The sequence below is a fragment of the Streptomyces spiramenti genome (assembly GCF_012034385.1).
Lineage (GTDB): Bacteria > Actinomycetota > Actinomycetes > Streptomycetales > Streptomycetaceae > Streptomyces > Streptomyces spiramenti.
This window is the reverse complement of record NZ_JAAVJB010000038.1, coordinates 22,189-29,214: the sequence shown is the minus strand read 5'-3', so window position 1 is coordinate 29,214 and position 7,026 is coordinate 22,189. Positions and strand designations below refer to the sequence as shown.

The following is a 7,026-nucleotide window of genomic DNA, read 5'->3' as shown; positions in this document are numbered from 1 at the left end:
CCCCCCGGGCGAGCGGGCCCGCTGAGCATCCCTGGCACGCCGCCGTGCCGCCGGGGCCGCCCGGCGGCGTGTCGTGGACCCGGCGGCGGCCGTGGCCCGGCGGTACGTTGGGCGCATGACTGGGACAGGCGCGAACATCGAGGGCAGCGGCGGCGAGTACCGGGTCGAGCGGGACTCCATGGGCGAGGTGCGGGTGCCGGCGGACGCCAAATGGCGCGCGCAGACCCAGCGCGCGGTGCAGAACTTCCCCGTCTCCGGCCTGCGGCTGGAAGCCGCCCACATCGAGGCGCTGGCGCGGATCAAGGCGGCGGCGGCCAGGGTCAACGCCGAACTCGGCGTGCTCGACGAACCCCGCGCCCGCGCCATCGAGGAGGCCGCCCGGGAGGTCGTCGACGGCCGCTGGCCCGACCAGTTCCCGGTCGACGTCTTCCAGACCGGCTCCGGCACCTCGTCCAACATGAACATGAACGAGGTGCTGGCCACCCTGGCCACCGAGCGGCTCGGCGAGCCGGTCCACCCCAACGACCACGTCAACGCCAGCCAGTCCTCCAACGACGTCTTCCCCTCCTCGATCCACATCGCGGCCACCGCCGCGGTCAGCCGCGAACTCATCCCCGCGCTGGAGCACCTCGCCGACGCACTCGCGGGCAAGGGCGAGGAGTTCGCGGGCGTCGTCAAGGCAGGCCGTACCCACCTCATGGACGCCACCCCCGTGACGCTGGGGCAGGAGTTCGGTGGCTACGCCGCGCAGGTGCGGTACGGAGTGGAACGGCTCCGCGGCGCGCTGCCGCGCCTCGCGGAGCTGCCGCTGGGCGGCACCGCGGTGGGCACCGGGATCAACACCCCCGCCGGGTTCCCCGCCGCGGTGGTCGCGGAGGTGGCGCGGACCACCGGCCTGCCCCTCACCGAGGCCCGCAACCACTTCGAGGCGCAGGGCGCCCGGGACGCGCTGGTGGAGACCTCCGGCCAGCTGCGCACCGTAGCCGTCTCGATCACCAAGATCTGCAACGACCTGCGGTGGATGGCCTCCGGGCCGCGCACGGGGCTCGCCGAGATCGCCCTCCCCGACCTGCAGCCGGGCTCCTCGATCATGCCCGGCAAGGTCAACCCGGTGGTGCCCGAGGCGGTGCTGATGGTCTGCGCCCAGGTCGTCGGCAACGACGTGACGGTCACCACCGCCGGGGCCTCCGGCACCTTCGAACTGAACGTCATGCTGCCGGTGCTGGCGCGCAACCTGCTGGAGTCGGTGCGACTGCTCGGCAACGCCGCCACCATGCTCGCCGACCGCACCGTGACCGGCATCACCGCCGACGCCGAACGCTGCCGCGAGTACGCCGAGTCCTCCCCGTCGGTCGTCACGCCGCTCAACCGGTACATCGGCTACGAGGAGGCGGCGAAGGTCGCGAAGCGCGCGCTGGCGGAACGCGTCACCATCCGTCAGGCGGTCGTCGACGGGGGGTACCTCGACGACGGCCGGTTGACGGAGGAGCAGCTCGACGCGGCGCTCGACGTACTGGCGATGACCCACCCGCCGACCGCCGACTGACCTGCGACGGGGCGGCCCGCCCCCGACGCCGGGACGGGCACCCACCGCCACCCGATGGTCACTGTCCGGTCACGGTAGGCGACCCCGGGTGAGGTGTCGTCATATGCTCCGCACATGACGACACCGAGAGCGGAGGACCGCACCGGGGCCGCCGCCGGCCGCTGGCTGCCCGGTGACCACATCCTGTGGCGCTACCGGGCCAACGCGTCCGCGGAGTTCCACATCTGCCGGCCGATGACCGTGGTCCGCGACACCCCGGAAGTGCTCGCGGTGTGGATCGCGCCGGGCACCGAGTGCGTCCGCCCGCTCCTCGCCGACGGCACGCCGCTGCACCACGAACCGCTCTCGACGCGCTACACCAAGCCCCGCGTGGTCGCCCGCGACCGCTGGAAGGGCACTGGTGTCCTGAAGCTGGCGCGACCCGGCGAGCCCTGGTCGGTGTGGTTGTTCTGGGACGAGGGCTGGCGGTTCCGCAACTGGTACGTCAATCTTGAGGAGCCCCTGACCCGCTGGTCGGGCGGGGTCGACTCCGAGGACTACTTCCTCGACATCGTCGTCGACCGCGCGCGCCGCTGGTCCTGGCGCGACGAGGACGAGTTCGGCCAGGCCCGGCACGACGGGCTGATCACCACCGAGCAGGCCGCACGGGTCAAGGAGTGGGGCCGGGCCGCGGTGGCGCTGATCGACGTCTGGGGGCGGCCGTTCCGCGACGGCTGGGAGCACTGGCGCCCGGACGACGGCTGGCCCCTGCCCGCGCTGCCGCCCGACTGGGACCGGTTGGGGACGGTGCCGGGCACTCCCTGAGGCTTCCCATAATGGGTGAGGGTTCGGGAGCCTCTTGAAAGACACCCCCGTCCCGATCGTAGGATCGAGCCCCACTGATCCTCCCAGCGCAACACCCCGGCCCCACACGCCAGTTCCCACCTGGACGGATGGACAACCCCCGTGACGGACCCGACACCACCGCAACCCGCGGCACGTACGGCGGAACCCCCGCAGCGTGCGGAGGGCGCGTCCATGCCGCACGCCCGGACCGAGACCGCCGCGCCGCCCGGCCCGCCGGAGGGCGCCGGGACGGCCGAGGGCCGCGGGGCACCGCACGACCAGGCCGGGGCCACTGTCGAACTCCGCGTCCCGGCAGCCGGCATCGGCCACGCCGAACGGCTGCGGTTCGTCGGCTCCGCGACCCGCCGCATCGCGCGCGGCATCGACCTGGACGAGACCATTCTCGGTCTCTGCCGCGCCACCGTGCCCACCTTCGCCGACGCGATCCTCGTCTACCTCCGCGACCCCCTGCCGGTCGGCGAGGAACAGCCCGTCACCCCGTACGTGCTGCGGCTGCGCCGCACCGACCGGGTGCCCGAGGCGCTCGCGGGCCGCAGCAGCGGCGCCGGCCCGGTCCCGCTGCTCGCCGACGCGGCCACCCGCGTCGAGCACGCGCCGGGCGGCCCGCTGGCCGAGACGCTGCGCAATGTCCGCCCGGTCCTCGCCGACAGCGAGACCGCCCGCGGCGCGCTGCACGAGCTGACCGGCGCCGAGGACCTCCCCGACGGCGAGCGCGTCGTCCTGGCCCCGCTGCGCGGCCACCGCCGCGTCAACGGCATCGCCGTCTTCGTGCGCCGCCCCGACACCGTCGCCTACACCTCCGACGACCTCCAGGTCGCCGCCCAGCTCGCCACCCACACCGCCCTCGGCGTGGACAAGGCGGTGCTGTACAACCGCGAGGCGTCCATCGCGGACGAGCTGCAGCGCACGATGCTCCCGGACCGGCTGCCGCAGCACACCGGGGTGCGGCTCGCCCACCGCTACACCGCCGCCGCCGAGTCCGCGCGCGTCGGCGGCGACTGGTACGACGCCATCCCGCTGCCCGGCAGCCGGATGGCGCTGGTCGTCGGCGACGTCATGGGCCACTCCACGACCTCCGCCGCGATCATGGGCCAGCTGCGCACCACCGTGCAGACCCTCGCCGGCCTCGACCTCCCGCCGGAGGAGGTGCTGCGCCACCTCGACGAGCAGGCGCAGCGGCTCGGCGAGGACCGCATGGCTACCTGCCTCTACGCCGTCTACGACCCGGTCGCCCACACGCTGACCGCGGCCAGCGCCGGGCACCCGCCGCCGGTACTGCTCCACGTCGACGGCACCACGGAACTGGTCGACCTGCCGCCGAACGCCCCCATCGGCGTCGGTGGGGTGGACTTCGAGACCTGCACGGTCTCCGCCCCGGCGGGTTCCACCCTGGTGCTCTACACCGACGGCCTGGTCGAGTCCCGCAGCCGGGACGTCTCCACCGGCGTGGAGCAGCTGCGCGCGCTGCTCACCGAGACCGCCCGCCTCACCAGGCCCGGCGCCGCCGCGCCGCTGGAGGCGCTGTGCGACGAGATCCTCGACATCGCCGGTCCCGGCGACCGCGACGACGACGTGGCGCTGCTCGCCGCGCAGTTCGAGGGCGTCGCCCCCGAGGACGTGGTGCTGCTGCGGATGCCGCCGCGCGCCGACTCGGTGCGACTCGCCCGCCGACAGGTCCGCGACAGCCTCACCCGCTGGGGGCTGGAGGAACTGCTGGACTCGGTCGAGCTGCTCGTCAGTGAGGTCGTCACCAACGCGGTGCGGTACGCCGAACGCCCGGTGACGCTGCGGCTGCTGCGCACCGACGCGCTGCGCTGCGAGGTGGGCGACGACGTCCCGCAGCTGCCCCGGCTCCGGCAGGCGGGGCCCGCCGACGAGGGGGGCCGCGGCCTGGTGCTGGTGCAGCGGCTGGCGCGGCGCTGGGGCGCCACCCGTCTGGGCACCGGCAAGCTGGTGTGGTTCGAGATGACCGTGCGCTGAGCGGCCCCGTCCCCGGGGCTGCCCGGGGAACGCCGAGAGGGCCCGAACCACCGGCGGTTCGGGCCCTCTCGGTTGCCGCACGCCACCCGTGCGGGGCGTGGCCTGGGTCCTGTCTGGTGGAGAGCGCCGGAAAGGCCCGCGGTGTCCGGTGCGGCGGATCGCAGGGCGGAGCGTCGCAGCTCGTACCCGTCGTACTCGCGCGAGGCTCCAACGCGGCGAGATGCCGTGCCAGGCGCCGCGGGCCAGGCGGGATTGATCAGACAGGGCCTAGGCGGAGGTCGGCTCCAGCACGGCCTCGGCGTCCAGCGTGACGCCGACGGCCTGCACGACCGAGGCGATCTTGAACGCCTCCTGGATCGTCTCGCGGTCCACGCCCGCCTTGCGGAGGACCTGCTCGTGCGAGTCGAGGCACTGGCCGCAGCCGTTGACGGCGGAGACCGCCAGCGACCACAGCTCGAAGTCGACCTTCTCCACGCCCGGGTTGCCGATCACGTTCATCCGCAGGCCGGCGCGGAGCGTGCCGTACTCAGGGTCGGAGAGCAGGTGGCGGGTGCGGTAGAAGACGTTGTTCATCGCCATGACCGCGGCGGCTGCCTTGGCGGCGGTGTACGCCTCCTCGGAGAGCTTCTCCCGCGCCTCGGGCTCCAGCTCCCGCAGCACGATCGGGGACCGGGAGGCGATGGCGCAGGCGAGCACCGTGCCCCACAGCTGCTGGGCGGGCAGCTCGGAGTTGCCGATCACCGAGCTGAGGTTGAGCTTGAGGTCCTTGGCGTAGGCCGGTACGGCCGCCTTCAGATCGTCCAGGGCCATGGTCGTTCTCCCGTCTCCGTGTCCTCGAGGTGTGCGGGCGGTGCCCGCCCCGCCGGCCCTTCCCGGGCGGCGGGGGGACCGCCGGTTGCGATGGGTCAGCTCACTCGCCGGAGAGCAGCTTGACCGGGTCGAGGGTCTCGTCGCCCTTGCTCCAGTTGCAGGGGCACAGCTCGTCGGTCTGCAGGGCGTCGAGGACCCGCAGGACCTCCTTGGGGTTCCGGCCGACGGAGCCGGCGGTCACCATGGAGAACTGGATCTCGTTGTTCGGGTCCACGATGAAGACGGCGCGCATCGGCAGACCGTCCGAGCCGAGGATGCCGAGGTCGGAGCAGAGCTCGCGCTGCACGTCCGACATCATCGGGAAGGGCAGGTCGCGGAGGTCCTCGTGGTCACGGCGCCACGCGTGGTGCACGAACTGGGTGTCGAGGGAGAAGCCGAGGATCTGCGCGTCACGGTCGGCGAACTCGTCCTGGAGCTTGCCGAAGGCGGCGATCTCGGTGGGGCAGACGAAGGTGAAGTCCATCGGCCACGCGAAGTAGACCTTCCACGAGCCCTCGTAGGACTTGTGGTTGATGGTGTCGAACTCCTTGCCCGTCTCGAGGGAGACGCAGGCGGTGAGCTCGAACTCGGGGAACTTGTCACCAACGGTGAGCAACGTGATCTCCTTGCACGGGGAAAGTACCCTTACGGGGGCTTTCCGAGGGTTGGACGCGACTCACGCTGTCACATCGGCGTTGATCACGGAAATAGCCAGAATCTGTACAGCTGATCGGGAGTGTTTATCAGTGTCGGTGCGATCCGCAGGGCTGCGCCCACCCACGGTCTCGCAGCTCAGGGCGTTCCTGGCCGTCGCCGAACACCTCCACTTCCGCGAGGCGGCATCCGCCATCGGGATGAGCCAACCCGCCCTCTCGGGGGCCGTGGCGGCTCTGGAGGAGATCCTCGACATCACCCTTGTGGAACGCACCACACGGCGTGTCCTCCTCACCCCCGCGGGGGAACGCCTCGCCGGCCGCGCCCGCGCGGTGCTCGACGCGGTCGGCGAGCTGATGGAGGAGGCCGAGGCCGCCCGCGCCCCCTTCACCGGCGCGCTCCGGCTGGGCGTCATACCCACCTGCGCGCCCTACCTGCTGCCCACCGTCCTCCGGCTCGTCCGGGAGAAGTACCCCGCGCTCGACCTCGCCGTCACCGAGGACCAGACCGACCCGCTCCTCGACGGGCTGCTCTCCGGCCGGCTCGACGTGCTGCTGCTCGCCGTGCCCCTCGGCGTCACCGGGCTCGACGAACTCCCCCTCTTCGACGAGGACATCTGCCTGGTCACCCCCGCCGACCACCCGCTCGCCGGCCGCGGTGACATCCCCCGCGAGGCCCTGCGCGACCTCGATCTCATCCTGCTCGACCAGGGGCACTGCCTGCGCGACCAGGCCCTGGAGATCTGTCGGGGCGCCGGACGCGACGGACAGGGCGGAGCCACCAGCGCCGCCGGGCTCGCCACGCTCGTCCAGCTCGTCGCGGGCGGCATGGGCGCGACCCTGCTGCCGCGCACCGCGCTCGACGCCGAGACCGCGCGCAGCCACGACCTGGCCACCGGCCACTTCACGAGCCCCGCACCCACGCGCCGCATCGCGCTCGTCACCCGTTCCGGGGCCGCCCGCGCCACCGAGTTCGCCGAACTCGGCGCCGGCCTCCGGGAGGCGCTGCGCGCGCTCCCGGTGCGGGTGGTGCCCGCGGTCGAACCCGTCCGCCGCCCGCGCCGACCGGCCGGTGGGGCGGAGCGCGGGGCACGGCTCCGGCCGGCTACGGGGTCTCCCTGAGCTGCCCCTGACAGAGCCCTGACTTCCACC

6 protein-coding genes are annotated in these 7,026 nt (G+C 73.2%); 4 read left to right on the top strand and 2 right to left on the bottom strand.

The annotated features are described in order from the left end of the window. Positions 1–115 precede the first annotated feature (115 nt). The 3 genes from HCJ92_RS07660 (at position 116) to HCJ92_RS07650 (ending at position 4,372) form a co-directional block, all read left to right on the top strand. The gene (locus HCJ92_RS07660; protein WP_167932692.1) at positions 116–1,546 is read left to right on the top strand and encodes a class II fumarate hydratase; all 1,431 of its coding nucleotides are present in this window, start codon (positions 116–118) and stop codon (positions 1,544–1,546) included. 114 nt (positions 1,547–1,660) lie between these two features. Beyond that, on the top strand, positions 1,661–2,350 hold the full coding sequence (gene fomD / locus HCJ92_RS07655; RefSeq protein WP_167932691.1) for a cytidylyl-2-hydroxypropylphosphonate hydrolase: 690 nt from the start codon (positions 1,661–1,663) through the stop codon (positions 2,348–2,350). A 213-nt stretch (positions 2,351–2,563) separates the two neighbouring features. Then, on the top strand, positions 2,564–4,372 hold the full coding sequence (locus HCJ92_RS07650) for an ATP-binding SpoIIE family protein phosphatase (RefSeq protein WP_167932690.1): 1,809 nt from the start codon (positions 2,564–2,566) through the stop codon (positions 4,370–4,372). Positions 4,373–4,639: 267 nt separating this feature from the next. On the opposite strand, the gene HCJ92_RS07645 is transcribed toward HCJ92_RS07650, so the two are convergent. After that, positions 4,640–5,182, bottom strand: coding sequence for an alkyl hydroperoxide reductase (locus HCJ92_RS07645; RefSeq protein WP_167932689.1), 543 nt, complete (start codon positions 5,180–5,182; stop codon positions 4,640–4,642). Between the two features lie 100 nt (positions 5,183–5,282). After that, positions 5,283–5,837, bottom strand: coding sequence for a peroxiredoxin (locus HCJ92_RS07640; protein WP_167932688.1), 555 nt, complete (start codon positions 5,835–5,837; stop codon positions 5,283–5,285). Between the two features lie 130 nt (positions 5,838–5,967). Between HCJ92_RS07640 and HCJ92_RS07635 the strand changes: the two genes are divergently transcribed. Then, the gene (locus tag HCJ92_RS07635) at positions 5,968–6,996 is read left to right on the top strand and encodes a hydrogen peroxide-inducible genes activator (RefSeq protein ID WP_338054068.1); all 1,029 of its coding nucleotides are present in this window, start codon (positions 5,968–5,970) and stop codon (positions 6,994–6,996) included. Positions 6,997–7,026 lie beyond the last annotated feature (30 nt).

What these genes read in the sequence shown, in the direction of transcription:
- HCJ92_RS07660 (WP_167932692.1), top strand. Translation starts at nt 116, where the DNA reads ATGACTGGGACAGGCGCGAACATCGAGGGCAGCGGCGGCGAGTACCGG.
- HCJ92_RS07645 (WP_167932689.1), bottom strand. Translation starts at nt 5,182, where the DNA reads ATGGCCCTGGACGATCTGAAGGCGGCCGTACCGGCCTACGCCAAGGAC.
- fomD (WP_167932691.1), top strand. Translation starts at nt 1,661, where the DNA reads ATGACGACACCGAGAGCGGAGGACCGCACCGGGGCCGCCGCCGGCCGC.
- HCJ92_RS07650 (WP_167932690.1), top strand. Translation starts at nt 2,564, where the DNA reads ATGCCGCACGCCCGGACCGAGACCGCCGCGCCGCCCGGCCCGCCGGAG.